The following is a 23,047-nucleotide window of genomic DNA, read 5'->3' on the forward strand; positions in this document are numbered from 1 at the left end:
CAGGCCGATACATGTCGGCATGGCGCGGCAGCCGTCAGCGATGAGCACGTATCCACGTCTCCCGTTCCGGCAGTCCGGCTCACGCATGTCGCCTATCCGCGGCGACATGGCGGGCCGGTTGATGCGCGGCATGACCGTGCTCGGCATGCTTTTGGCGTTTGGATTCGCGTCGTGCGAATCGAATGTGGCGCTGCGCGCCGCGGTCGCCCCGAACAGCGTCGTCGTCATTCCAGTGAACGGAGCGATCAGTCCGGCGAGCGCCGACTTCATCGTGCGCAGCCTGCAGCGTGCCGCTGAAGATCGCGCGCAACTCGCCGTGCTGCAACTGGATACGCCAGGCGGGCTCGACACGTCGATGCGGCAGATCATCAAGGCGATTCTCGGCTCGCCGGTGCCGGTCGCCACCTTCATCGCCCCGAGCGGCGCACGCGCGGCGAGCGCCGGCACGTATATCGTCTACGCGAGCCACATTGCGGCGATGGCGCCGGGCACCAATCTCGGCGCGGCGACACCCATCCAGATGGGCATCGGCGGCGCTGAACCGCCGGGGGGTGGTGGGACGCCGGGGTTGCCGGGCGTTGGTGGCGGTGGTACGGGCGGCGGTGGTCACGCTGGCGGTGCGGGTAACGACGCTGGCGATACCGGCGCCGGCAACCCGAGCAAACCCGCTGCATCCGCGCCCACCGGCCCCGCCAGCGCCCTGCCGCTGGACACCCAATCGACCGAGATGCGCAAGCAGGTCCACGACGCCGCCGCCTACATCCGCGGCCTTGCGCAGATGCGCGGACGTAACGCCGACTGGGCCGAGCGCGCGGTACGCGAAGCCGTGAGCCTGTCGGCGGCGGATGCGCTCGCGCAGCACGTCGTCGACCTGAACGCGCGCGATGTGCCCGACCTGCTGCGCCAGGTCGACGGCCGCACGCTCGTCACGAGTGCGGGCAACGTCAAGCTCGACACAGCCAACGCCCGGATCGTCACGCTGGAAGCCGACTGGCGCAGCCACTTCCTCGCCGTGATCACCGATCCCAACGTTGCGCTGATCCTTCTGATGATCGGCATGTATGGCCTGTTCTTCGAATTCGCCAATCCGGGCTTCGTGCTGCCCGGCGTGGTCGGCGCGATCAGCCTGCTGCTCGGCCTGTTCGCCATGCAGATGATGCCCATCAACTACGTCGGCCTCGGCCTGATTTTTCTCGGTATCGCTTTCCTGATCGGCGAGGCGTTTCTGCCGACCTTCGGCTCGCTCGGCTTCGGCGGCGTGGTCGCGTTCGTGATCGGCGCGCTGATGCTGATCGATACCGACGTGCCCGGCTACGGCATCCCTCTGCCGATGATCGCCGCCGTGACCGTGTTCAGCGTGGTGTTCGTGCTGGGCGTGTCGCGGCTCGCGCTGAGCGCGCGGCGCCGTCCGGTGGTGACGGGTTCGGAAGCAATGATCGGCAGTGTCGGCGTGGTGCTCGACGGCGGTCTGTCGCCGGCGGACCTCACCGCGGACGGCGCGCTGGCCGGTTGGGCACAAGTGCATGGGGAACGCTGGCGGGTGTCCAGCACGGCCCCGGTCGCGGCGGGCCATGCGGTGCGCGTCACCGCGCGGCGCGGCCTGACGTTGACCGTGGTGCCCACGGAAGCACGACAACAAGGAGAAGGCTCATGATCGGTTTCACATTCGGCTTCACCAGCATCCTGATTCTGCTGGTGGCCGCGCTGGTCGCCTCATCGATACGGATTTTTCGGGAGTACGAACGCGGCGTCGTGTTCATGCTCGGGCGTTTCTGGAAGGTCAAGGGCCCGGGCCTCGTGCTGATCATTCCTATCGTGCAGCAGGCCGTGCGCATGGATCTGCGCACCGTCGTGTTCGACGTGCCTCCGCAAGACGTGATCACGCGCGACAACGTCTCGGTGAAGGTCAACGCAGTGGTGTATTTCCGTGTGGTCGATCCGGAGAAAGCCGTGATCCAGGTGGCGCGCTACTTCGAGGCAACCAGCCAGTTATCGCAGACGACCTTGCGCGCGGTGCTCGGCAAGCACGAACTCGACGAACTGCTGGCCGATCGCGAGCAGCTCAATGCCGATATCCAGAAAGTGCTCGATGCCCAAACGGACGCGTGGGGCATCAAGGTGTCGATCGTGGAAATCAAGCACGTGGATATCAACGAAACGATGATTCGCGCGATTGCCCGCCAGGCCGAGGCCGAGCGCGAGCGGCGCGCCAAGGTGATTCACGCGGAAGGAGAATTGCAGGCCTCGCAGCACCTGCTGGAAGCGGCGCAGACGCTGTCGCGCCAGCCCCAGGCCATGCAATTGCGCTACCTGCAAACCCTCACGACGATTGCCGCGGACAAGAACTCGACGATCGTCTTCCCGCTGCCGATCGACCTGCTGAGCGCTGTATTGGACCGTTTCAGCAAGCCGTCGGCGCCGTGAGCCGCAGGATCATTCAGCCCGGTTTGGTTCACTGGGCGAAATGGTGCATTGCCTTCAATCGCCTTACTCGAAATGCATACCAAAACTAAAATGCCGGGGTCGTTTTTAACCGCTCCATAGGAGCTCGTCATGAAAATCGTTTCTTTGGCTGGACTCGGCGCGCTGTTGGCCGCCGTGAGTATGAGCACCGCGTTTGCGCAGTCGGCGCGGCCTTACGATCCGTCGGCGCCGAAAACGCGCGCCCAGGTGAAAGCCGATCTGGCCGAATGGCGTGCCGCCGGCTACGATCCGCTCGACTGGATCGACTATCCGCAGAATGCGCAACGCGCGGGCCGCATCGTCGCGGCACGGCATGCGCAGGAATCGGGTGGGACGATGACGCAGTAACGCGAGCCACCGCGCGGCATGCGGGGCTGCCTGCGACTGCAACGGTCGCGGGCGTGGTCGGGCCCGCATGCCTTTCCCGCTTTCCCGCTTTCCCGCTTTCCCGCTTTCCCGCTTTCCCGCTTTCCCGCTTTCCCGCTTTCCCGCTTTCCCGCTTTCCCGCTTTCCCGCTTTCCCGCTTTCCCGCTTTCCCGCTTTCCCGCAACATCGTAAATTCCCTTGCCGCGCCGCCCTGCGCGCTGGCAAGGTATCATCTCGCCCCTTCGACAACCCGCTGCCGGAATCCGAACCATGTCAATCTGGGTTGACGCCGACGCCTGCCCCGTCGTGATCAAGGACATGCTGTACCGTGCCGCGCGCCGCACCAACACGACGCTGACGCTGGTCGCCAATTCGTTTCTGCGCGTGCCGCCGTCGCCGCTGATCCGCGCGATCCAGGTGCCGGCCGGCTTCGACGCCGCCGACGACCTGATCGCCGAACGGGTCGCCGCGGGCGATCTCGTGATCACCGCCGACATCCCGCTCGCCGCCGCCGTGCTGGCCAAAAACGCGCAGGCGCTCGATCCACGCGGCAACTGGTACACGCCCGGCACGATCGAAGAACGGCTGCGCATGCGCTCGATGCTCGACCAGCTGCGCGGCAGCGGCGTCGATACCGGCGGGCCTTCGGCGTTCAGCCAGCGCGACAGCAAAAGCTTCGCGGGGGAACTGGACCGCTGGCTCTCGCGCCAACGGCCGCAGCCTGATGCATCGGCGCCACAATCTGCCGACGAACCGCCCACCGAATGAGCCTTTACACGGCCGCCGGGCCACACAATGCGGCACGCCGCCGCCAATCCTGACTACAATCCGGCCGTGGCCCCGCGCCCTAGCCCGGCGACGCGGCGCCTTCACCGCTCCAATCACAACAAACGCTTTCTGAACGACGAGAGACCCGCCTCATGGACTCCATAAAACGCTACTTCGGCTTCGAAGCCGCCGGCACCAACCTGCGCACCGAAGTGCTCGCCGGACTGACCACCTTCCTGACGATGGCTTACATCATCTTCGTCAACCCGGCGATTCTCGGCGACGCCGGCATGCCGAAAGACGCGGTGTTCGTCGCGACCTGCATCGTGGCCGCGCTCGCCTCGCTGATCATGGGTCTCTACGCGAACTATCCGATCGCGCTCGCGCCGGGCATGGGGCTGAACGCGTACTTCGCGTACACGGTCGTCAAAGGCATGGGCTTCACCTGGCAGGCCGCACTCGGCGCGGTGTTCATTTCCGGCTGCCTGTTCCTGATCGTCACGCTGTTCCGCGTGCGTGAAGTGATCGTCAACGGCATTCCGCATTCGATACGCATTGCCATCACCGGCGGCATCGGCCTCTTTCTCGCGATCATTTCGCTGAAGTCGGCGGGCGTAGTGGTGGGTAATCCCGCGACGCTCGTGACGCTCGGCGATCTGCACAACCCGCATGTGATTCTCGCGGTGATCGGCTTCTTCGCGATCGTCACGCTGGATCATCTGCGGGTGCGCGGCGCGATCCTGATCGGTATCGTCGGCGTGACGGTGCTGAGCTTTTTCTTCGGCGGCAACCAGTTTCACGGCATCGTCTCGGCGCCGCCGTCCATCTCGCCGACGCTGTTCCAGCTCGACATTCGCGGCGCGCTGTCGGGCGGCGTGCTGAACGTGATCCTCGTGTTCTTCCTCGTCGAACTGTTCGATGCCACCGGCACGCTGATGGGCGTGGCCAATCGCGCGGGGTTGCTGGTGGAAGGCAAGATGCATCGGCTGAACCGCGCGCTGCTCGCCGACAGCACCGCCATTCTGGCCGGCTCGATGCTGGGTACCTCGTCGACCACCGCTTATATTGAAAGCGCGTCGGGCGTGCAAGCCGGCGGGCGCACGGGCGTGACGGCCATCACCGTGGCCGTGCTGTTTCTCGCGGCGCTGTTTTTCGCGCCGCTGGCGGGCGTGGTGCCCGGCTACGCGACGGCGCCGGCGCTGCTGTACGTGTCGTGCCTGATGCTGCGCGAAATGCTCGACCTGCCGTGGGACGACGCCACCGAAGTCGTGCCGGCCGCGCTCACCGCGCTGCTGATGCCCTTCACCTATTCGATCGCCAACGGCGTCGCGTTCGGCTTCATCTCGTATGCGGGCCTGAAGCTGTTGACCGGCCAGGCGCGCAAGGTGAAGCTGGTGGTGTGGATCATCGCGGCGATTTTCCTGTTCCGCTATTTTTACCTCGGCAGCGAATAGGCGCACGGGCGCCCGTGGCGCAGAACTCCGGTCTGGATCAACGGCGGTTTATTGACGGTGCCCATTCGGGTCGGGCAGCGTTTATCATCCGATGATTCAAAAAACGATCGACCTGGACACGGGAGTCCCCTACATGTCTTACAGCCGCACCTCGGACCGCTATACGGCGCCCGCCATTTTCTTTCACTGGGCGATGTTTCTGCTGATCGCGCTGGCTTATCTGGCGATCGAGATTCGCGGGCCAAAAGGTAGCGACAGCCGCGTATTCTGGAGCAGCGTGCATTTCTGGTGCGGCTCGCTGGTGCTCGCGCTGGCTTCTCTGCGTCTGCTGTGGCGACTATGGGCCGGCGCGCCCGCCGAAGTGGACGGCAACCGGCTGCTCGCGTTTCTGGCGCGGGCCGCGCATCTCGCCTTGTACGTTTTTATCTTCGTCCAGCCGCTGCTCGGCATCCTGATGATCAACACCGGCGGACACCCGGTCACGCTGGCGTGGCTCAACATCGACTACACGCTGGTCGGTGCGGATCCTGTTGCGCGTCCGTTGCTCAAGACGGCGCATGAGTGGCTCGGCAATGCGTTTTATTGGGTGATCGGCTTGCACGCGCTGGCGGCGATCGCGCATCACGTGGTGCTCAAGGATCGGACGCTGCGGCGGATGATCTGAGCGCCGCGGCGCTCGTCATCGCACTCACAATCGCGCTCGTATTTGCGCGCGCTTCGCGTCCAGATGCCGGCGGCACGCCTTGCCGCGAACGGTTTGATTGGTTTCGATGCCGCGCGCGGGTTTCCCAGGCTTCTGCTTCCTGCGCGGCTTTGCTGCTCGCGGCGTCGACCGGCAGAAGGGCGGAAACGCCCTCGGTCAATTACGCCAGTTGGCCTCGTAGAAGCGCACATAGCCGCTTCTCAGCACGAGACATTGCGCCCTCGTTTCCGAGATCAGGCGGCGCGTAGCGGCTTCGATCCGGGCGCGATGCGTGTCGAACGCGCCGACCATGTCCTCCAAACGCGGCGATGCGGCGCCGTAGTGGTCTTCCAGTGCCTCCGCCGTAATCATGCATTCCACCCTCTGCCCATCGACCATCGCCGGGAACGCCAAGGTGAGCTCGCGACCTGAGTATTCAGGAGTTTCATTCGGGAAAAGGATCTGCATGGGAGTTCACCTGGAAGGTAGGTGCTGCGCATGGTGTAGCCTGGTAGTGCGCACGCCGGTTGCGTCTGATCGCGTCGCTGGCTCCAACCTCCTTGTCCAATGCGGGCGACGCGGGCTTGTCACCCGACTGCGGCAGCGGAATAGTTCGCGGCCCGCGGAGGTGATTTGATTCACTTTAGACGAGTTCGGGCGCGGCGCAAGTTTTCCTTTCCGTTTGCCTGAATTTGGTGCCGCGCGCGTTTTTTTGAGGCATGACGCACCGCCGTCTCCGTTTTTTCCCTGCCGTGCACAGCACGATTCGTCCTGTAATATCGGTGTTCGGCCGCGCGTGCATGTTGCGCTGCGGCATCGAGCGGAGGGCAACGTACCCGCCGTGTCCGTTTCACCGGAGACATGCCTTGACCCAACGTTCCGTCACGCCGCCCGCTGTCGGTCGGCCCGATGTCATCGCGCAAGCTCACGCCCGCTCGCTCGAAATCGGCTTGCGCGCCTCGGAAGCGCCGGACTTTCATCCGCTGCCCCGGCCTGCGCTGCGTGAACTCGTCGAGCGCAATCAATCGCTGTTTACGCATGCGCTGCCGGTCATGGAGACGCTGCATGCGCAGATCGTCGATACGCAAAGCATGGTGCTGCTCACCGACAATCACGGCGTGATCCTGCATAGTCTCGGCGACAGCGACTTCGTCGAAAAGGCCAATCGCGTTGCACTGTGTCCGGGCGTGTCGTGGGCCGAGGCGGATCGCGGCACCAATGCGATCGGCACCGCGCTCGTCGATGGCCAGCCGACCGTCGTGCACGCGGGAGAGCACTTCCTGCACGCCAACCGGATTCTCACCTGTTCATGCGCGCCGATTGCCGATCCGTTCGGGCGCACCATCGGCGCGCTCGACGTAAGCGGCGACACCCGCGGCTTTCACAAGCACACGCTCGCGCTCGTGAGAATGTCGGCGCAGATGATCGAAAATCATCTGTTCTCCAATCAATTCGCCGATGCGATCCGCGTGCACTTTCACGCGCGCGGGGAATTCATCGGCACGCTGTTCGAAGGGCTCGCGGCGTTCGCGCCGGACGGCACGTTTCTGTCGGCCAATCGCAGTGCGCTGTTTCAATTCGGGCAAGCGCTCGCCGAACTGCAACGGCAGCCGTTCGATGCGTTGTTCGGCGTGCCCATCTCGAGGCTGTTGCAACAGATTGCGCGCGCACCCGGCGAGAACATTCAGTTGACGCTGCCAAGCGGCGTGCGCGTGGTCGCGCGCGGCGAATATGCGCTGCCGCGTTATGTCGCGCCGTCGGAGAGTCTCGCCGGCACTTCCCGTGCGCCGTTGTCCAGCGACGCGCGTCATGCGCCGCGCGTCGCCGATCCCGCGCCGCCAGCCACGCTCGAAACGCTCGATACCGGCGACGCGCAAGTCGCCGCGATTCTGCGGCGCGTCGCCAAACTGCGCGGCCGCGATATTCCGATTCTGGTGCTCGGCAAGACGGGCACCGGCAAGGAATGGCTCGCGCGCGCCATCCATCACGATTCGCCGCGCCGGGACGCGCCCTTTATCGCACTGAATTGCGCGTCGTTGCCCGAGACGCTGATCGAAGCGGAGTTGTTCGGCTATGAAGACGGCGCGTTCACCGGCGCGAAGAAACGCGGCAGCGTCGGCAAGATCGTGCAGGCCGACGGCGGCACGCTGTTCCTCGACGAAATCGGCGACATGCCGCTCGCCCAGCAAGTGCGCCTCATGCGCGTGCTGCAGGAGCGCAACGTGGTCCCGCTCGGCGGGACACGGGCGATTCCGGTGGATCTGCGCATCGTCTGTGCAACGCACCGCAACCTGCGCGCAATGATCGAGGCCGGCACGTTCCGCGAAGATCTGTATTACCGCATCAATGGACTCGTCCTGACCTTGCCGGCGCTGCGCGAGCGCACCGATCTTCGCGCGCTCGTCACGCGCATGCTGGAGTTGCAGCCCGCCGGCGAACGCTTGCCGCGTCGCGTGTCCGCCGACGTGCTCGAACGCTTCGCGCAATGCCGCTGGCCGGGCAATCTGCGGCAACTGGCCAACGTGTTGCGCACCGCGAGCATCATGGCCGAAGGCGCGGAGCAGATCGAACTCGATGATCTGCCCGAGGACTTCTTGCAGGATTGCATCGACACCGCGGCCGAGCCGTGCGTGCAGTCGCCGGCAATGCGTGCGGACTCCGGATCCTGCGACGAGGTCCGCGCCGCGGCGCAAACGCAAGGGCAGCCGGCAACCAGCAAGATGGAGGCATGGCAGGCCACGCTGATCGCGCAAACGCTCGAACGGCTCGACGGCAATGTCTCGGCGGCGGCGCGTGAGTTGGGCCTGGCGCGCAATACCGTGTACCGGTATTTGCGGCGCGGCGGCTCGACTCATTGAAAACGCGACGGGAGAGGCAACTGAAGCGGCAACGTGTAAAGTGTCGCGCAAACCGTCACAGACTCACACGATGTCCGACTCCACCCGCCCACCTCTTGTTCGCGTCGAGCCGCTCGGCTACAGCTTCGAAGCGCCCGATTCGCTGACGATTCTCGAAGCCGCCGGCTTTGCGAATCTGCGTTTGCCGCGCTCGTGCCGCAATGGGACATGCCGCACGTGCTTGTGCAAAATGACGGCGGGACGCGTGCGCTACACGATCGAATGGCCCGGGCTCAGCCGGGAAGAAAAACAGGAAGGCTATATTCTGCCGTGTGTAGCGATCGCGGAATCGGATGTGGTGATCGAAGCACCAGATGCGGTGGAGTTACCGCCGCTCAAGTAAAACGCGGCGCATCCGCGCCGCGCACGCAAGCCTTACCGCCCACTACCCATCGCCCTGGCGATTTTCTTGTCGGTGTTGTACTGGCTCAGCGCATACACCGACCAGATGGCGGCCGGAATCCAGCCGATCAGCGTGATTTGCAGAATCAGGCAGATGATGCCCGCGAACGGGCGGCCGATCGTGAAAAACTGGAACCACGGCAGAATGATGGCAAGCAGTAGACGCATGCAGATTTCCTGTTGTTGATAGCGACTAGTCGATCGGTGCGAAGCGCGGCACCTTGGCGCCGTCCACATCGACCATTTCGAAAAATACCGAAGCCGGACGCGTCCAGATCGTACCATTGGCCGCTTTGTAGACGATCATCGTGACCTTCGGATCGGACTCGAGCGTGGCCTCGCAAACCAGTTCGTAAATCCCGCCTTTGTAGTGCCGGTAACGCACCATCCTTTTCTCCCTGAATCGACTTATCTCGACAAAAAGCACGGCAACGGCCGAACCGTCAGCCGCTCTCTTTCATCTGCTTGAGAATCTTGTAGACCGTGGCGCGCCCCATCGTCAGCACGGCGGCCACGTAGTTCGCGGAACTGCGGCCGCGAAACGCGCCTTGTGCGTGCAACGCCTCGACGATTTCCCGCTTGTGCTCACGCGTGAGCGCATTGATGCCGATCTGCCGCTCGCGCAGCCACGTGTGCAGATACGTGTTGATGCGGTCCTGCCAGTCGTCGCGGAACAGCTCCTCCGCCGGCGCATCCGTCAGATTGCCGCCTTTGATGAACAGATCGAGCGTGGAACGCACGTCTTCGAACACCGCGATATTGAAATTGATGCACAGCATGCCGGCCGGCTTGCCGTCGTCGTCGAACAGGATGTTGCTCACGCAACGCATGCGCCGGCCGTCCCAGTTGAGCTTTTCGTACGGGCCGATGGTCCGGCCGCGCGCCGCGTAATGGACTTCGTCCAGCACCGACGGCCCGCCGACTTCGAGCTTCGACAGGTTGTTCACGAGATAGGCGATGGTCTGATCGCGCAGATCGTGAATCACCACTTCGGCACACGGGTAGAAAAGCGCCGCGATGCCGTCGGCGATGGGAGCGTAGCGCTCGAGCAGCAGGTCTTTCACGGGAGGCACGTTTGGGTTGCGCATGGGGCAGTCGCAGTGTTCGAAGGATGCGGCAACTCGCCATTGTAGCCACCCGGCCCGAGCACGGCGACCGTGACGCCGGGCACGCCCGCAAAAAACGAACGCTGATGCGCTTCGTGGCGCGGCGAATTTTGTCCGTCTGGCGAGCGAATTTTTTTCGTGCGATAAAAGACCATCTATTTCACGGAGCAACAGATGGCCACGCTTGAAGCGTTTCGCGCCGTGCTCGATGACGAAGGCACGCCGGAAATCATCCGCAATCACATCATCGATTCGCTGCAATACGCGCTGCGCAATCACGGACAGATCTTCACCTCGAAGGAAGTCGAATGGCTGGCCGGCTGGGACGACGCCCGCATTCCGCTGGCGGCGTCGCGCGAGTTGCAAAAGCGGGTCGCCGAAACTTCCCGCTGAAGCACGAGTCCGTTGATCGTCCAGCGCCCGCGCCGCGACGGCGCAACCCGTCACCCGGCGTGCCGTTCATACCCCGGCATGCCGGCCGCGACCGCTGTGTCGCCCTCAAAGCCCCGCCTGCCGGGCGGTTTGCCCTTGCGTGGAACTTTTTGCTATCCAATTAGCCCCATTTAGTGCATCATATTGGAATAGCTGTGCCCCGCATTTGCCGCATTTGCATTACCAGGCAACATCAGGCAACTCCGGATAGTCTCGAACCGGCGTCTGCGCACCACCCCCGACTGTTCGACCGCCACCTGTCGGCGATCCCGTCACTCCGGCAATGCGTCGCATGCATTCGCCGTCGCGAGTTGTGCAGCTGAGTGTTCAGCATTTACGCGCCCGGTGTCCGCGCGACATCAGCGTGTTTCTTCTCCATCGAATCCGCGATTTTGCGCGGCCGCGCTCAAGCCCTTGCCAGTGGGCCTGTGCCAACCTTTTTCAATGGCGGCGCGCCCCAGGGCGCTGCGCTGCCCGGCCTGTCGTGCCGCGCGTAACACGCGTGACACGTCGGCCACGTAATACAGGACACGTGCTTCATGAATTCAGTTGTCAAGACGTACAAGGGTTATGAAATTCACCCGCTCGTCTATCCGCGCCGCCCGACGGACGGTCAGACGAGCCGCAATCCGGACGCCGGCTATGACGCGTCGGTGCGCATCTGCCGCGTGGGCGCCAATCCGTCCGCCGACGGCCGTGTGTTCCGCCTGCAGTACCTGTTTCCGTTCGACGGCACGGGCAAGGCGCGCATTGCGTGCATGGCCCACGCCGAACAATTGATCGACGGCCGTGTAGACGGCCAGTCCGTCGCCGATCTTTGAGCGGTATTATCGGCACATAGGCTGATACCGCAGTACGGCGGGCTCGAAAAGCCCGCTTTTGCCCCAATCTGATGTTGTGCTGCCCGGCGTGGGCGACCAACACCCCTTATCCCATCGACCAGGAGTTATGCATGGCGAAAGAAGAACTGCTTGAACTTGACGGTATCGTCGACGAAGTACTTCCGGACAGCCGTTACCGCGTGACGCTCGACAACGGCGTCGTGGTTGGCGCTTACGCGTCCGGACGCATGCGCAAGAACCACATCCGTATTCTCGCGGGCGACCGCGTGACGCTGGAACTGTCGGTCTACGACCTGACCAAAGGCCGGATCAATTTCCGTCACAAAGACGAGCGCGCCACCGGTGGCGGCGGTGCTCGCAACACGCAATTCCGTCGCCGTTAAGGCCCGCGGCACGCTGACCGCGCCCCGCACGGTCTTGGCGTGATCCATTGCGATTGAGTTGTACGCGAAGCCATTCGCGCGCCTTCTCCGGCTTGACTCGCTGATCCATTGATTCGAGCCTGAGCGGCGCGCTGCGGCATCGCTTTGTCGCAGCCTGGTTTTGCCTGAATTTCTCCAGCACTGGCGCTCTCTGTTGCCAGCGGGGGTTTCACCCGTCCTTGCGTCCTCCGCCTTTGCGTCCTCCGCCTTTGCTTCCTCCGTCTTTGCTTCCTCCGCCTTTGCGTCCTAAATAGGCACGCTTAACGCCCGAACACCGCCCCGAGATCTTCTCCGGCGGCGCTTTTGCGCACCCGCTCGACTACCCGCTCCTCCAGTTCCGCCAGATGTTCGCGCATGGCCGACAGCGCAACCTCGAGGTCGCCCGCGTCGAGTGCGTCGATGATTTGCGTGTGTTCGTCCGCGGAGCAGGTCGAGCCCTTTGACGGGTCGAACAGCGCCTTATACAGCTCGGTTTTGGCGACTAGCTGGCCGACCAGGCCGAGCAATTCCGTGCCGCCCGCCAGCTCCGTCAGCAGCACATGAAACTGGCCGGCAAGACGCACGGACTCTTCCACGGCGCCCGCGCTCGTTGCCTTCGCCTCGCTGCGCACATGCGCGCGCAGGCGCCGCTTATGCGTCGCGCTCAAAGCCCCGCACAGCGCCGCGACGATGCCCGCCTCGACGATCTGCCGCGCCCGATACACCTGGCGAATGTCCTCTTCCGACGGCGACGGCACGAACGCCCCGCGATTCGCCTCCAGCACGAGCTTGCCCTCGAAGCCCAGCCGCGCGAGCACCTTGCGCAGCGCGCCGCGCGTGCAGCCGAACGCGGCCGCGAGATCGCGTTCGACGAGTTGCGCGCCCGGCCGCAGCCGCCCTTGCAACAACGCCGCGGTAATGGACGCATAAATGCGCTCTTCGACGCTGACCGCATCGTCGTCGCGTGCGGCTTGCGTGGGCGCTTCGGTGTCGGCGGGCGACGAACGGCGGGGACGTGGAGCCATGAATTCAGTAGTCGGGAACGGAGCAATATCGGCAGGCATTCTAGCGGCATCGGCTCCGGCCGTCAGTCGCGCGTTTATTGGCCCGTGTTCAGCACAACCCTGAATCGCGCAGCGCCGCTCATCATCCGGTCGTAGGCCTCGGCGGCTTTGGTCAGCGGGAATTCTTCGATCATCGGCTTGATGCCTGATAGCGCGCTGAAGGCGAGCGTGTCCTGAGAATCCGCCGATGTGCCCGACGGCCAGCCCTGCACCGAGTTGCGCCCCATGATGAACTGCGCAATCGGCACCTCGACGGGCTCTTCGGAGAGTCCGACCATGATCAGCTTGCCGTTCAACCCCAGACCGCCCACCACGGCACTCATTGCCTTGCCGCTGGTGACGGTTGCAAGAATGACGCGAGCGCCGCCCAACGCCTGCAGCGCTTGCGCGACATTCGCCGTCGTGCTGTCGATGTAGTGATGAGCGCCCAGCTCTTTCGCGAGACTTGCCTTGTCCTGCCCGCGCGCAATGGCGACCGTGACGAAGCCCATCTTTCGCGCGAACTGCACGCCGAGGTGACCGAGTCCGCCGATGCCCAGCACGGCGACTACATCCCCGGCGCGTGCGCCGCTGTTGCGCAGCGCGTTGAAGGTCGTGATGCCCGCGCACAGAAGCGGTGCGGCATCGACGTCGGAAAGATCGTCTGGAATGCGCGCCAGCGCTTCGACCGGGGCCACCATGAATTCGGCATAGCCGCCGTCGTAGCTGATGCCCGGCACGAGTGCGCGCTGACATAGAACGAAGTCGCCTCGACGGCAATGCTCGCACCGGCCGCAATGCCCGCCGTGCCAGCCGACGCCGACGCGCTGCCCCGCCGCCCATCCTTCAACGCCCGCGCCGACCGTATCGATGACGCCTGCAATCTCGTGCCCCGGCACCCGCGGATATTCGAGGCCCGGCCACTGCCCTTCTTTTGTCAACACGTCGCTGTGACAAATACCGCACGCCTGGATCTTGATGAGCACCTGTCCGGCGCCCGGTTCCGGCACGTCCCGTTCGACGAGTTCCAGGGGTCCGCCAGCCTTTGCCACCTGCACTGCCTTCATCGTCCGCATCGCTTTCCTCCTTATGCAAGAGACGAACGCGAGTTGACCGAGCCCGGTTCGCAGATTTGCCTTCGACGTCACCCTCCGGCCAAGCGCTCAGCTTACGCCAAAATTTTGGCGGCGCGACCCGGCCTCGCCGATCTCACGAGCCGTGTTGATTCTGTTTGGAACAGGTCTATGAGCGGGAGCGGGTTGGGAGAATACGATGTGACGGCATTGAAGAAAGCCGCTTTCAGGTCTGCGAACCGCGTTGGGTTCTAGCCTGTCGCTGTCGCTGTGGCTGCGGGCGCGAGCATTTAATTCGGAAATCGATCAGCAAGCGGCTGAGGTCGTTCAAGCGCTGGGTTCAACCCCCAGCCCGCTTCGCATCATGGCCCGCCTTCTTTAGCGCCTCGATCACTCGCTCGCAATGATCGCCCTGCACTTCGATCACGCCATCCTTGACCGTCCCGCCAGAACCGCAGGCCGTGCGCAACTGCTTGCCTAGCGAGGCCAAGGCAAGAGGATCGAGCGCGAGCCCCTTCACGAGCGTCACGCTTTTCCCGCCTCGGCCCTTGGTCTCCCGGGACACTCGCACCACACCATCACCTGCCGCGCGTGTCTTGGCGACCGTCTTGCAGACACATTGCGCGAGCGCCCGGCTGCATTCGGGACACATTCGCCCGCCATCGGTGGAATAGACAAGGCCGCCCTTCGAACTACTTTTCATGATTGGCATACTCAAAGACGCTTAAGTCGGGAAGCACGACGAATTCAGGCAATGCCGTCAGCAGGTGGCCGTGCCGCGCACGCCGGTCCGCGCCAGTTCAAGCCGATTACCGCCAAGCGACTTCGCGCGGTATAACGCCTGGTCGGCGGAAGCCAGCAGGTCGGCGAGCGTGGGCGCTTCGCTTGCGGACTGCTGCGCGAGGCCTACGCTGACCGTCGCTCGTATGTCGACGTCGTTAATCCTGTGCAAGACAGTTCCCGCGAAACGTCGAACAATGGCATCGCCCACTTCTTCGGCACGCAGGCTGTCATGGCCAGGCAGCAAGGCAGCGAATTCTTCTCCGCCGATGCGCGCAAGCATCGCTTCGGGCCCCGTCAAGCTGCGCGTAATTGCCGCGAACGACTTGAGAACCGCGTCACCCGTCTCGTGACCGTATCGATCATTGATCCGCTTGAAGTGATCGAGATCGAAGGCAAGCAGTGAAACGGGCCGCGATACACCGGCTTCGCGCATGACGCGTGCGCCCTCTTCGAAAAACCATCTGCGATTGCCAAGACCGGTCAGATAATCCGTTTGCGATTCCTGCAGCAGCCGGCCATGCGTTTCTTCGCGAATCAGCGTCAGCAGGGTCATCGGCAGAATCACCGAATACAGCACGCCTTCGTACATCGTGATTTTGCTGGCGACGGACAGCAGACCTTGCCCATACAGCGTCCCCAACCAGGGCAAGACGAATGCCCTGGCGGCATAGAAGAGCCCATGGCCGCCCGACACCATCACGGCGATGTGCCGCGACTTCAGCGATTTCATTCCGTCGCTTCGCAGCAGCTCGCGCGACGTCAGGCAGGAAGCCACGGCGATTGGAATCGCACTCACGTAGTTCCATAAGACGTTCTGCCAGCGCGCGCCGCACACGGCCCATGTCAGCGCGACCAGAACGAGCATGGCGATCGAACCCGCATCGTATTTCCGGCCATTCAGGATCGCAACGCCGCGCAGGATCAACAGATAGCCGCCGACAATCACGAAGTTGCTCAAGCCCGAGCCCATCGCGCCGGGCAGGTCACGACGAAACAAAGCGGCGGCACAGCCGACGGCGAGGGTGGCGTAGCCGGCTGCCAGTATCCTTAATTCCCTGCTGCGGCGGGGATGAGTCCGATGCTCCCAGAGGGTCATCGCGCAACTGGCGAGGAGCGTTCCGACGATAAGGAGATAGAGGGTAAGAAGATCGACATGCATCGCTGACTTGAGAGCTTTACGCCGGCATATCGCGGCGGCAGCGGCATTTTACGCTGAAAATTTTTACGGCATGACGATTGGCAGGATTGAAGCTCGGCAACCTCCCTCTGCGGGCGCCGCTCGTCGCGGGCGACGTAGCCCGTCGCCCGCGTGGGTTGCCAATGCGGTAGTAAGAGGCGTCGCGCCGCCCGAACCGGCTTCAGTGCGCGACAGGCATCGCGAATTCCGCACCTTTGGCGATGCTGTCGGGCCAGCGCTGCATGACACTCTTGTAGTGCGTATAAAAACGCACGGCTTCCTCGCCGTACGCGTGATGATCGCCGAACAACGAGCGCTTCCAGCCTCCGAACGAATGCCACGCCGGCGGCACCGGGCTCGGTACGTTGATGCCTACCATGCCGATCTGAATCTGCCGGGAAAATGCGCGCGCCGCGCCGCCGTCGGATGTAAAGAGCGATACGCAGTTCCCGAGTTCGTGCGCATTGACGAGCGCAATCGCGCTCGCGAGATCCGGCACGCGGACAACCGACAGGACCGGCCCGAAAATCTCTTCCCGATAGATGCTCATATCAGGCTTCACGTCGTCGAACAGCGAACCGCCGAGAAAAAAGCCCGCTTCGTGGCCGGGCACGCTATGGCCGCGACCGTCGACAACAAGTCTCGCGCCCGCCGCGACGCCCGCATCGATATAGCCCAACACCTTGGCGCGATGCGCGGCACTGATGAGCGGCCCCATGTCCAGATCCGGCTCCATGCCGCCGCCGATTCTGAGCGAGCGCACGCGCGGCGCGAGACGCTCGATCAGTTCGTCGCCGATACGCCCCACCGCCACCGCGACCGAGGTCGCCATGCAGCGCTCGCCGGCCGAGCCATACGACGACGCGATCAGCGCATCGACTGCCTGATCGAGATCGGCGTCGGGCATGACGACCAGATGGTTTTTCGCGCTGCCCAACGCCTGCACGCGCTTGCCGCGCTTTGCGCTTTCGCTGTAGATGTATTCCGCGACCGGCGTCGAGCCGACAACGGATATCGCGGCCACGTCGGGATGCTCGATTAACGCATCGACGACGGCCTTGCCGCCATGCACGACATTGAAGACGCCTTTGGGAAAGCCCGCCTCGATGAACAGCTCGGCCAGCCGGATCGATGCCGACGGCGTGCGCTCCGAGGGCTTGAGCACGAACGTGTTGCCGCATGCCGCTGCCATCACGAACATCCAGCACGGCACCACCATCGGGAAATTGAAGGGCGTGACGCCGGCTGCCACGCCAAGCGGCTGACGCAGATTCCAGTTGTCGATGCCGCCGCTGATCTGATCGGTGAAATCGGTCTTGAGCAGGTTCGGAATACCACACGCGAATTCGACGATCTCGATGCCGCGCACCACCTCGCCTTTCGCGTCCGAGAGCAGCTTGCCGTGATCGCGCGTAATGAGTTCGGCGAGTTCATCCGAATGCGCTTCGAGCAGTTCCTTGAACCTGAACATCAAACGGGCGCGCTTGAGCGGCGCGGTTTCGCTCCAGGCCGGGAACGCGGCCTTCGCGGCGGCGACGGCCGCGTCGACTTCGGTTGCGTTCGCGACCGGCACACGAGCCGCCACCCGGCCTTGCGCCGGATCGAATACATCGCCGAACCGCCCGCTTGCGCCAGCGGCGCGTCGGCCGTCGATAAAATGACTCAGCTCGCGCACAGCGGCCTGATTTCCTTCGCTCATGTCTGCTCCTATGGCGGGATGCGGGCGCTATTAGCGCCGCGTATCCTCGTGTCTTCGAACATGGGTTGTCCGGCCGCAATGCCGATCGCGCCGACCGCTCCGATAGACCCCAATGTAGGCGCATTGATTCGGATTTCGAACACCCTCGTCCGACAAACAGTCTTGCGCTGCAGGAACAAATCCATATTTAGCTGCAAGGCTCGATCCGCCGCCGTGAAGCTCGCGCTCGCAAAGCGCTTGCCGTTATACCGGACATCACAAAAATGGTTAACCATTTTTGTTATTATGGTTGACCAAAAACCGCGCCTCGCATGGTTTTTCAAGCTGCTATCGCTCTCACCAGGACCATTGTGAATTCGCCCTCCAGCGCCAACCCGGCCCGCACTCCCGCTCGCCACGCCACTGCGGCGCTAGGCTGGCAGGACATCGTCTGGCTGGCGGCGATCGTCGTGATCGGCATCAATCTGCGCCCGCTGCTCACCTCGATCAGCCCTTTGATGACGACGATCCGCACCGCAACCGGCCTCAGCTTCTACGGCGCGTCGTTGCTGACCAGCCTGCCGGTCGTCGCGATGGGAGTCGGAGCGTTCGGCGCGGGTGCGCTGACTCGCACGATCGGCGAAACACGCGGTGTCGCGCTTGGCTTGCTGGCCATCGCGCTGGCCTGCGCGGCACGTTGGACGGCGTCGAGCGGCGCGGCACTGCTCGCCACGGCGTTGCTCGCGGGCGTGGGCGTCGCGGCAATCCAGGCGCTGCTGCCCGTCGTGATGAAACAGCGCTTTCATGCGCGCGTGCCGCTCGCGATGGGCGTGTTCTCCGCGTCCATGATGGGCGGCGGCGGCCTGGGCGCGAGTTTGAGTCCGTGGGTGAGTCGCGCGGCGCAGTCATGGCAAGCGGGGCTCGCGGTGTGGGCGATTCCGGCTTGCATCGCGCTGCTCTGCTGGTGGGCGTTGAACCGCCGGCCATCTTCGAATAGCGCCGCCGATCACGCTGCGTCCACGAATGCAGACACCGTTTCGCTGTGGCGCACGCGGCGTGCATGGACACTCGGCCTCTACTTCGGCGTCGTCAACGGCGGTTATACGAGTCTTGTCGCGTGGCTGCCGGCGTTCTATCAGCAGCGCGGCATGAGCGTCGCGGCCAGCGGTTCGCTGCTCGCAGGCATGACGGTTTTCCAGGCCGCCGCGGCGCTGTTGCTGCCGCTCGCCGCGGCGTCGTTCCGCGATCGCCGGCCGTGGCTCGCGCTCGGCCTCACCGCGCAACTGGCCGGTCTGCTCGGCTTGATCGTCTGGCCCGACACCGCTGCCCTGCTGTGGGTCGGCTTGGCAGGCGCAGGACTGGGCGGGACTTTCTCGGTGACGCTCGTGACCGCCATGGATCATTCGGCCGATCATCGTATGGCCGGTAAGCTGGTCGCGTTCACCCAAGGCGTCGGCTTCATCGTCGCGGCTATTGCGCCGGTCGTGGCCGGCGTCGTGCGGGGTTGGAGCGGGAGCTTCAGCGTCGCGTGGATCATGCTGGCCGGCTGCGTCGTCGCGATGATCGCGGTCGGTTTTCTGTTCTCGCCCCGCAGTTACGGCGAATGGCGCCGATGAGGTGAGCGGCGCCGTCATGCGCCGCTTCGGTGCACCGGCCCGGCGTGCCCCGCGCAGGTGCAGCCGCGGCTGTCCGTGCAGCCGCTAAGTCCGTGATTGCTTACGCTTCGCCGTCGCATGCGTGGACTGGCATAACCGTTGCTTTAAGGTTAGCCAGCCGTCGATAAAACCCCACTCCATGCTGCGCGTTCTCCTCGTAACCGACACCGACAAGCCCATCGGCGACCTCCGCGACGCCCTTGCCCGCCTCGGCTACGAGATGCTGGCGAGCACCGCCACGCCGCAAGCGCTGCATCGCGTGGTGCAGAGCGAGCGGCCGGACGTCATCATCATCGATACGGAATCGCCTTCGCGCGACACGCTCGAACAGCTTGCCGTGATGAACGCCACCGCGCCGCGTCCGGTGCTGATGTTCAGCCACGACGCCAACCAGCAATTGATTCGCGACGCCGTCGGCGCCGGCGTCACGGCGTATCTCGTCGAAGGCCTCGCGACCGAGCGTCTCGCGCCGATCCTCGAAGTCGCGCTCGCGCGTTTCGCGCAGGAATCGCAGTTGCGCGAACGTCTCGCGCAAGTCGAGAACGAACTCGCCGAGCGCAAGCTGATCGACCGGGCCAAACGCATCCTGATGGATCAGCAGAAAATCACCGAACACGCCGCCTACGCCAACCTGCGCAAACGCGCGATGAACCAGGGCGTCAAACTCGCCGAGGTCGCGCGCGCTATCGTCGCAGCGGCTGACTCGCTCAAATGAAGCGCCGTCCATGAACTCTCCTACTTCACTCGCCGCCACGTCCGCATCGGGGCAACTCGAGAAGACTCACCTACGGCTCGGTTTCGTGGCGCTTTCGGACGCCGCGCCGCTCGTCGCCGCCAAGCTGCTCGAATTCGGCCATGCGCACGGCCTCACGCTGGAGTTGTCGCGTCAGCCGTCGTGGGCCGCCGTGCGCGACAAGCTGTTGTCGGGCGATCTGGATGCGGCTCATACACTCTACGGACTCGTCTACGGTGTGCAACTCGGCCTTGGCGGACCGCAAACGGAGATGGCCGTGCTGATGGTGCTCAACCGCAACGGCCAGGCCATCACACTGTCGAACCGTCTCGCGGACGCGCTCGCCGAACACGGCACGCTACCCAAGGCGCTCGCGACGCTCGGCCGCAAACCGGTTTTCGCGCAAACCTTCCCGACCGGCACGCACGCGATGTGGCTGTACTACTGGCTCGCGTCGCAAGGCGTGGATCCGTTGCGCGAGATCGAGAGCGTGGCGATTCCGCCGCCGCAAATGGTCGCGGCACTCGCCGAAGACAGACTCGACGGCCTGTGTGTCGGCGAGCCCTGGAACGCGCAGGCCGAAGCGCTCGGCGTCGGCAGAACGATCGCTTATACGAGCGACGTGTGGCCAGATCATCCCGACAAAGTGCTGGCATGCCGGCGGGATTTTGTCAGCGAGAATCCGAATGCCGCGCGCGCCCTCGTGCAGACCATGCTCGAAGCGTGCCGCTGGCTCGACGGCGCGGGACATCGCGAGGAAATCGCACGCTGGCTTGCGCGGCCCGAGTATGTCGGCATCGATGAATCGTTGATTGCGGCGCGTCTGGGCAACCAGATTGCCGCTTCCGCGCCGGGCGGTCTGCCCATGCGCTTCTTCGACAACGGCACGGTGAACTACCCGCATGCGTTCGAAGGCGCGTGGTTTCTCACGCAGTTCGAACGCTGGGGCATGATCGATGCGCGTGCGGATTATGCGGACGTTGCCGCGCGGATCAATCAGACGCAGTTGTATCGCGAGGCGGCCATCGCTGTGAACGTGGCTGTAACGGAACAAGGCGTTTCTCGGGTTTTGATCGACGGCGAGCCGTGGGGCGATGGTACGTCACCCACAGATTACGCACAGCGCTTTTCGATTCGCCGCTGAGTGGCTGAGTGGTTGAATGATTGATTAACGCCGCATGGCGTTATCGATCGGATCGCCGCCCCGTTCCGCTAGTAGATCAATCGAGCCTGTCACTGCCACACGCACGTCCTGCTCAAAGGCGGGATCGATACTAAACAAGCGTGCCACCCGCAATCAGTCGAGCGCCATGCCGCGCGTGACCTTATGAAGCGGCGCCGCCGCATGCTTGTGTGTATTGCCTCAGTCCGCACCGAGTCGCGACAGCAAGAACCACCCCCGCACGCTACGCCCCGCCTGCTGCAAAGCGCGATTCAGCCGCCTTAAATGTCCCCTCTCTGGCGATCGTTAGTCACCCTATCTTTTGCGAAACCCGATATCGCCGTGGCTGCGGCGTAGCAGCGCACGCGCGCGCGCATCGGGTTCCGTGAGCGAGAATGGCTTGGCGAAAACAGTGGCAGGCACCGGGACCGAGACCGCACACGCGCTCTACCGAAGACGTGCGCGTTGAGTATCGGCAAATCGCATTGCATTGCACTGCATTGCGACGCACCTGAAAACGGCCCAGCACTTCCAGTCCCGTCAAGCCAGATTAAGCCGGGACAACCCGATGCCGAAAATCGCCAGCGCATAGCCCTGAGTGCGCAACCCGCGGCCGAAGGATCCGCGTTCGTACATGCAGTCATTGGCGAGTGTCTCGCCGGCCAACGCGCCGATGAGCGAGCGGACGCGATCGGACTGTCTTCATTCGCCTACACAAAACCAACACCAACTTATCTGGAGGACGACGTGCAAACTATCTTCAAGGCCCTGGCTGTCGCTGTCGCATTCGCAGCAAATTCGGCGTGGGCGGCCATTCCATCCGGCTACCCCGGCGACTACCAGGCTACGATCGACGGCGCGAAAAAGGAAGGCAAGCTGATCGTCTATTCGGTCACGGACACCGCCCTGGTACGTCCACTCATCAAAGATTTCGAAAGCCTCTACGGCGTCGAAGTCGAATACAACGACATGAACACCACCGAGCTGTACAACCGCTACATCAGCGAAAACGCGGCCGGCAGCATGAGCGCCGATGTGCTGTGGAGCTCGGCCATGGACCTGCAGATCAAGCTCGTCCACGACGGCCTGATGACCCCATACGAATCCCCCGAAGCGAAGCAGCTGCCGCAGTGGGCGCAGTACCAGAAGCAGGCGTACGGCACCACCTACGAGCCGCTCGCGATCGTCTACAACAAACGCCTCATGCCGGCTAACGAGGTGCCGCAAACGCGCGCCGATCTGATCAAACTGCTGCAAACCAAACCCGACAGGTTCAAAGGCCGCGTCACCACCTACGACATCGAAAAGTCCGGCGTCGGCTTCAACTATCTGACCCAGGACGCACGCGTCAATCCGCAGGTCACGTGGGATCTGATCAAGGCCATGGGCGCCACCGGCCCGAAGCTGCAATCGAGCACGGGCGCGATGATGGAGCGCATCTCCTCGGGCGAGAACCTGATCGGCTACAACATTCTCGGCTCGTATGCGCTGATCAAGGCGAAGAAAGATCCGTCGATCGGCTATGTCTACCCGAAGGATTACACGCTGGTGGCGAGCCGGCTCGTGACGATTTCGAAGAAAGCGCGAAGCCCGAACGCCGCGAAGCTGTGGGTCGACTACCTGCTCTCGCGACGCGGCCAGACGTTGCTGGTGAATCAGGCGAACCTGTTCTCGATTCGCGCCGACGTGGAAGGCGAAACGTCGATGACGGCCCTCACGAAGCAACTCGGCAACTCGCTTAAACCAGTCCCTATCGGCGCGGACCTGCTGGTCTATCTCGATCAGTCCAAGCGCCTCGAATTCCTCAAACAGTGGCAAAAGTCGATCAGGCGCTAGCCGTTCGCGTTTGACACCCAGGCGGCCGCACCGACACGCGCGGTAGCCATTCTTTCCAGACCTGTCGATATGCGGCCAGCGTGCCGCAGGGGGA

Annotated in this window: 24 protein-coding genes; 15 read left to right on the forward strand and 9 right to left on the reverse strand. The window is 63.8% G+C overall.

The annotated features are described in order from the left end of the window. Positions 1-40 precede the first annotated feature (40 nt). From BPHYT_RS28050 to BPHYT_RS28075, 6 genes are all read left to right on the forward strand, one after another. Positions 41-1,654, forward strand: coding sequence for an NfeD family protein (locus tag BPHYT_RS28050; protein ID WP_041759702.1), 1,614 nt, complete (start codon positions 41-43; stop codon positions 1,652-1,654). Beyond that, on the forward strand, positions 1,651-2,424 hold the full coding sequence (locus BPHYT_RS28055) for a slipin family protein (protein ID WP_012427508.1): 774 nt from the start codon (positions 1,651-1,653) through the stop codon (positions 2,422-2,424). Before BPHYT_RS28050 ends, BPHYT_RS28055 begins: the two co-directional genes overlap by 4 nt. 129 nt (positions 2,425-2,553) lie before the next feature. Continuing rightward, complete coding sequence (locus BPHYT_RS28060; RefSeq protein WP_012427509.1) at positions 2,554-2,811, forward strand: DUF4148 domain-containing protein; 258 nt, start codon at positions 2,554-2,556, stop codon at positions 2,809-2,811. A 288-nt stretch (positions 2,812-3,099) separates the two neighbouring features. Continuing rightward, on the forward strand, positions 3,100-3,597 hold the full coding sequence (locus BPHYT_RS28065; protein ID WP_012427510.1) for a YaiI/YqxD family protein: 498 nt from the start codon (positions 3,100-3,102) through the stop codon (positions 3,595-3,597). A 152-nt stretch (positions 3,598-3,749) separates the two neighbouring features. Continuing rightward, positions 3,750-5,051 carry an NCS2 family permease gene (locus tag BPHYT_RS28070; RefSeq protein WP_012427511.1) on the forward strand — a complete coding sequence of 434 codons (1,302 nt, stop codon included), beginning with the start codon at positions 3,750-3,752 and terminating at the stop codon, positions 5,049-5,051. 133 nt (positions 5,052-5,184) lie between these two features. Then, positions 5,185-5,715 (forward strand): cytochrome b, encoded by a 531-nt coding sequence (locus tag BPHYT_RS28075; protein WP_041759704.1) that lies wholly within the window; start codon positions 5,185-5,187, stop codon positions 5,713-5,715. A 195-nt stretch (positions 5,716-5,910) separates the two neighbouring features. On the opposite strand, the gene BPHYT_RS28080 is transcribed toward BPHYT_RS28075, so the two are convergent. Next, positions 5,911-6,201 carry a DUF1488 family protein gene (locus tag BPHYT_RS28080; protein WP_012427513.1) on the reverse strand — a complete coding sequence of 97 codons (291 nt, stop codon included), beginning with the start codon at positions 6,199-6,201 and terminating at the stop codon, positions 5,911-5,913. A 398-nt stretch (positions 6,202-6,599) separates the two neighbouring features. On the opposite strand from BPHYT_RS28080, the gene BPHYT_RS28085 reads away from it, so the two are divergent. Both BPHYT_RS28085 and BPHYT_RS28090 read left to right on the forward strand, forming a co-directional pair. Then, positions 6,600-8,591 (forward strand): sigma-54-dependent Fis family transcriptional regulator, encoded by a 1,992-nt coding sequence (locus BPHYT_RS28085; RefSeq protein ID WP_012427514.1) that lies wholly within the window; start codon positions 6,600-6,602, stop codon positions 8,589-8,591. Positions 8,592-8,661: 70 nt separating this feature from the next. Then, positions 8,662-8,973, forward strand: coding sequence for a 2Fe-2S iron-sulfur cluster-binding protein (locus BPHYT_RS28090; RefSeq protein WP_012427515.1), 312 nt, complete (start codon positions 8,662-8,664; stop codon positions 8,971-8,973). A 32-nt stretch (positions 8,974-9,005) separates the two neighbouring features. Here the strand turns inward: BPHYT_RS28090 and BPHYT_RS28095 are convergent, their stop codons facing one another. From BPHYT_RS28095 to BPHYT_RS28105, 3 genes are read right to left on the reverse strand one after another with little or no spacing between them, the layout of a single operon-like run. After that, a complete protein-coding gene (locus tag BPHYT_RS28095) occupies positions 9,006-9,200 on the reverse strand; it encodes a YqaE/Pmp3 family membrane protein (protein ID WP_012427516.1) in 195 nt (64 codons plus the stop codon). A 25-nt stretch (positions 9,201-9,225) separates the two neighbouring features. After that, positions 9,226-9,420, reverse strand: coding sequence for a DUF1653 domain-containing protein (locus tag BPHYT_RS28100; RefSeq protein ID WP_012427517.1), 195 nt, complete (start codon positions 9,418-9,420; stop codon positions 9,226-9,228). A gap of 55 nt (positions 9,421-9,475) precedes the next feature. Next, positions 9,476-10,120, reverse strand: coding sequence for a helix-turn-helix transcriptional regulator (locus tag BPHYT_RS28105; RefSeq protein ID WP_012427518.1), 645 nt, complete (start codon positions 10,118-10,120; stop codon positions 9,476-9,478). Between the two features lie 192 nt (positions 10,121-10,312). On the opposite strand from BPHYT_RS28105, the gene BPHYT_RS28115 reads away from it, so the two are divergent. The 3 genes from BPHYT_RS28115 (at position 10,313) to infA (ending at position 11,795) form a co-directional block, all read left to right on the forward strand. Then, positions 10,313-10,531 (forward strand): hypothetical protein, encoded by a 219-nt coding sequence (locus tag BPHYT_RS28115; RefSeq protein ID WP_012427519.1) that lies wholly within the window; start codon positions 10,313-10,315, stop codon positions 10,529-10,531. A 578-nt stretch (positions 10,532-11,109) separates the two neighbouring features. Beyond that, entirely contained in the window at positions 11,110-11,391 is a 282-nt protein-coding gene (locus BPHYT_RS28120; RefSeq protein WP_012427520.1) for a hypothetical protein, read from the forward strand. A 131-nt stretch (positions 11,392-11,522) separates the two neighbouring features. After that, positions 11,523-11,795 (forward strand): translation initiation factor IF-1, encoded by a 273-nt coding sequence (gene infA / locus BPHYT_RS28125; protein WP_012427521.1) that lies wholly within the window; start codon positions 11,523-11,525, stop codon positions 11,793-11,795. Between the two features lie 299 nt (positions 11,796-12,094). Here infA and BPHYT_RS28130 read toward each other — a convergent pair whose 3' ends face one another. The 5 genes from BPHYT_RS28130 to BPHYT_RS28150 form a co-directional block, all read right to left on the reverse strand. Further along, complete coding sequence (locus BPHYT_RS28130) at positions 12,095-12,838, reverse strand: GntR family transcriptional regulator (protein ID WP_041759203.1); 744 nt, start codon at positions 12,836-12,838, stop codon at positions 12,095-12,097. A 74-nt stretch (positions 12,839-12,912) separates the two neighbouring features. After that, positions 12,913-13,932, reverse strand: coding sequence for an alcohol dehydrogenase (locus tag BPHYT_RS28135; protein WP_012427523.1), 1,020 nt, complete (start codon positions 13,930-13,932; stop codon positions 12,913-12,915). 337 nt (positions 13,933-14,269) lie between these two features. Then, a complete protein-coding gene (locus tag BPHYT_RS28140) occupies positions 14,270-14,632 on the reverse strand; it encodes a translation initiation factor Sui1 (protein ID WP_012427524.1) in 363 nt (120 codons plus the stop codon). A gap of 57 nt (positions 14,633-14,689) precedes the next feature. Next, positions 14,690-15,871, reverse strand: coding sequence for a GGDEF domain-containing protein (locus BPHYT_RS28145; protein WP_012427525.1), 1,182 nt, complete (start codon positions 15,869-15,871; stop codon positions 14,690-14,692). A 199-nt stretch (positions 15,872-16,070) separates the two neighbouring features. Then, on the reverse strand, positions 16,071-17,588 hold the full coding sequence (locus BPHYT_RS28150) for a CoA-acylating methylmalonate-semialdehyde dehydrogenase (protein ID WP_012427526.1): 1,518 nt from the start codon (positions 17,586-17,588) through the stop codon (positions 16,071-16,073). Positions 17,589-17,938: 350 nt separating this feature from the next. On the opposite strand from BPHYT_RS28150, the gene BPHYT_RS28160 reads away from it, so the two are divergent. The 4 genes from BPHYT_RS28160 (at position 17,939) to BPHYT_RS28175 (ending at position 22,953) form a co-directional block, all read left to right on the forward strand. After that, complete coding sequence (locus BPHYT_RS28160; RefSeq protein ID WP_012427527.1) at positions 17,939-19,183, forward strand: cyanate transporter; 1,245 nt, start codon at positions 17,939-17,941, stop codon at positions 19,181-19,183. 178 nt (positions 19,184-19,361) lie between these two features. After that, positions 19,362-19,937 carry an ANTAR domain-containing response regulator gene (locus BPHYT_RS28165; protein ID WP_012427528.1) on the forward strand — a complete coding sequence of 192 codons (576 nt, stop codon included), beginning with the start codon at positions 19,362-19,364 and terminating at the stop codon, positions 19,935-19,937. Positions 19,938-19,947: 10 nt separating this feature from the next. Further along, positions 19,948-21,099 carry a CmpA/NrtA family ABC transporter substrate-binding protein gene (locus BPHYT_RS28170; RefSeq protein WP_012427529.1) on the forward strand — a complete coding sequence of 384 codons (1,152 nt, stop codon included), beginning with the start codon at positions 19,948-19,950 and terminating at the stop codon, positions 21,097-21,099. A gap of 765 nt (positions 21,100-21,864) precedes the next feature. After that, positions 21,865-22,953 carry an ABC transporter substrate-binding protein gene (locus BPHYT_RS28175; RefSeq protein ID WP_012427530.1) on the forward strand — a complete coding sequence of 363 codons (1,089 nt, stop codon included), beginning with the start codon at positions 21,865-21,867 and terminating at the stop codon, positions 22,951-22,953. The last annotated feature ends 94 nt before the right edge of the window (positions 22,954-23,047 follow it).

Source organism: Paraburkholderia phytofirmans PsJN (assembly GCF_000020125.1).
In the GTDB taxonomy this organism is placed as follows: domain Bacteria; phylum Pseudomonadota; class Gammaproteobacteria; order Burkholderiales; family Burkholderiaceae; genus Paraburkholderia; species Paraburkholderia phytofirmans.

Bases quoted from the DNA above. Each gene is read 5' to 3' on its own strand.
- BPHYT_RS28050 (WP_041759702.1), top strand. From the start codon at position 41: ATGAGCACGTATCCACGTCTCCCGTTCCGGCAGTCCGGCTCACGCATG.
- BPHYT_RS28055 (WP_012427508.1), top strand. From the start codon at position 1,651: ATGATCGGTTTCACATTCGGCTTCACCAGCATCCTGATTCTGCTGGTG.
- BPHYT_RS28060 (WP_012427509.1), top strand. From the start codon at position 2,554: ATGAAAATCGTTTCTTTGGCTGGACTCGGCGCGCTGTTGGCCGCCGTG.
- BPHYT_RS28065 (WP_012427510.1), top strand. From the start codon at position 3,100: ATGTCAATCTGGGTTGACGCCGACGCCTGCCCCGTCGTGATCAAGGAC.
- BPHYT_RS28070 (WP_012427511.1), top strand. From the start codon at position 3,750: ATGGACTCCATAAAACGCTACTTCGGCTTCGAAGCCGCCGGCACCAAC.
- BPHYT_RS28075 (WP_041759704.1), top strand. From the start codon at position 5,185: ATGTCTTACAGCCGCACCTCGGACCGCTATACGGCGCCCGCCATTTTC.
- BPHYT_RS28080 (WP_012427513.1), bottom strand. From the start codon at position 6,201: ATGCAGATCCTTTTCCCGAATGAAACTCCTGAATACTCAGGTCGCGAG.
- BPHYT_RS28090 (WP_012427515.1), top strand. From the start codon at position 8,662: ATGTCCGACTCCACCCGCCCACCTCTTGTTCGCGTCGAGCCGCTCGGC.
- BPHYT_RS28095 (WP_012427516.1), bottom strand. From the start codon at position 9,200: ATGCGTCTACTGCTTGCCATCATTCTGCCGTGGTTCCAGTTTTTCACG.
- BPHYT_RS28100 (WP_012427517.1), bottom strand. From the start codon at position 9,420: ATGGTGCGTTACCGGCACTACAAAGGCGGGATTTACGAACTGGTTTGC.
- BPHYT_RS28105 (WP_012427518.1), bottom strand. From the start codon at position 10,120: ATGCGCAACCCAAACGTGCCTCCCGTGAAAGACCTGCTGCTCGAGCGC.
- BPHYT_RS28115 (WP_012427519.1), top strand. From the start codon at position 10,313: ATGGCCACGCTTGAAGCGTTTCGCGCCGTGCTCGATGACGAAGGCACG.
- BPHYT_RS28120 (WP_012427520.1), top strand. From the start codon at position 11,110: ATGAATTCAGTTGTCAAGACGTACAAGGGTTATGAAATTCACCCGCTC.
- infA (WP_012427521.1), top strand. From the start codon at position 11,523: ATGGCGAAAGAAGAACTGCTTGAACTTGACGGTATCGTCGACGAAGTA.
- BPHYT_RS28130 (WP_041759203.1), bottom strand. From the start codon at position 12,838: ATGGCTCCACGTCCCCGCCGTTCGTCGCCCGCCGACACCGAAGCGCCC.
- BPHYT_RS28135 (WP_012427523.1), bottom strand. From the start codon at position 13,932: ATGCGGACGATGAAGGCAGTGCAGGTGGCAAAGGCTGGCGGACCCCTG.
- BPHYT_RS28140 (WP_012427524.1), bottom strand. From the start codon at position 14,632: ATGAAAAGTAGTTCGAAGGGCGGCCTTGTCTATTCCACCGATGGCGGG.
- BPHYT_RS28145 (WP_012427525.1), bottom strand. From the start codon at position 15,871: ATGCATGTCGATCTTCTTACCCTCTATCTCCTTATCGTCGGAACGCTC.
- BPHYT_RS28150 (WP_012427526.1), bottom strand. From the start codon at position 17,588: ATGAGCGAAGGAAATCAGGCCGCTGTGCGCGAGCTGAGTCATTTTATC.
- BPHYT_RS28165 (WP_012427528.1), top strand. From the start codon at position 19,362: ATGCTGCGCGTTCTCCTCGTAACCGACACCGACAAGCCCATCGGCGAC.
- BPHYT_RS28170 (WP_012427529.1), top strand. From the start codon at position 19,948: ATGAACTCTCCTACTTCACTCGCCGCCACGTCCGCATCGGGGCAACTC.